General features: G+C 42.9%; 1 protein-coding gene. It reads right to left on the bottom strand.

Annotated elements, in window-relative coordinates; genetic code table 11:
* Positions 1-1,378, bottom strand: a 1,378-nt coding sequence (locus FFM77_RS06330; RefSeq protein ID WP_171001568.1) for a collagen-binding domain-containing protein, incomplete at both ends; no start/stop codon positions are given.

The following is a 1,378-nucleotide window of genomic DNA, read 5'->3' as shown; positions in this document are numbered from 1 at the left end:
GGTCTGGGTCTGGGTCTGGGTCTGGGTCTGGGTCTGGGTCTGGGTCTGGGTCTGGGTCTGGGTCTGGGTCTGGGTCTGGGTCTGGGTCTGGGTCTGGGTCTGGGTCTGGGTCTGGGTCTGGGTCTGGGTCTGGGTCTGGGTCTGGGTCTGGGTCTGGGTCTTTGGGATCTGGATCCGGGTCTTTGGGATCTGGATCCGGGTCTTTGGGATCTGGATCCGGATCTTTGGGATCTGGATCCGGGTCTTTAGGATCTGGATCCGGGTCTTTGGGATCTGGATCCGGGTCTTCATCACCTTTACCATTATCTTGTAAATCCCAACGATGTGATTCTCCATGAATATTAACCGTTTTAGCAACTAAATTACCGTCAAAGTTGTGGTTACTTACATTAATAGTTGCTTTTGGGACCAGTAAACTACCTTGGAAAGTACATCCAAAAGTAACCTCGCCTGTGATTTGATTTCCAGTCTCGGTAGAGTTATAAAAGTTCCAAAGTAAATTGTTTCCACTAAAATCTTCAGTTTCGCCATTTTCACGACTAGTACCATCCTTATACTCAAGCTTGATTGGAGATCTCACAGTATAGTCGTTGCTCCTAGTATCAACATTAATAATCACCGTAACGCCGTTCGTCCCTGTTTCCATTCCAACAAGGGTCAATGGTCGAGCAAACGGTAAAACTGCCGCATCCAAATTAATAACGATTTGATTATTAGCATTCTTCTTTAACTTGGTCAGGTCAATCGTCCGATGATTTTCACCACCTAAATCACCTTCAGCAATTTTATGCTGACCATCAAGTTGAGCCAACCGCTGATTAGTACCAACTAATTTGTTGAATTCTGAATCAAAATCAATATACGTTTCTCCTGATTGATCTTGATGAACCTCATCCGCCTTTAAATGGTCTAAATAAGTTCCTTTTACTTTTGGACGATGAGCTAATTCAAGATCGATTTCTAAGCCTTCGCCAAATACCACTTTATTTTCTCGGCTATCAGTACTAGCTTCAAATGAACTGCTAGCAATTTTACTAAAGTCCTGAATATATGAAATCTCAGTTGCTAATTTTCCAGAGCTAATTTTCGTACCAAAGTTACTCCTACCTTCTAAATTAGCGACTGCAACATTACCATTCACATGGGCATTTAATAAGGCATCTTTAGCAAAAACATGGAACCGCGATGCCACTCCTAACAGGTTAATATCCTGTTTCAAATGTTTGAAATCTTTATACACGGAACCACCAGGCTTTGGCTTGGCAATATTGGCCGTAGCTGTTTTAGCTGCACTGGTCGTTGCCTGACTAGCTTTATCAGTATCCACTTTTGCTTTTGCTTTTGCTTTTGCTTTTGCTTTTGCTTTTGCTTTTGCTTT

Origin of the sequence: Lactiplantibacillus songbeiensis (genome assembly GCF_005405125.1) — a bacterium.
GTDB lineage: Bacteria > Bacillota > Bacilli > Lactobacillales > Lactobacillaceae > Lactiplantibacillus > Lactiplantibacillus songbeiensis.
The sequence above is the reverse complement of the archived record's forward strand: the minus strand, read 5'-3'. Positions and strand labels throughout refer to the sequence as shown.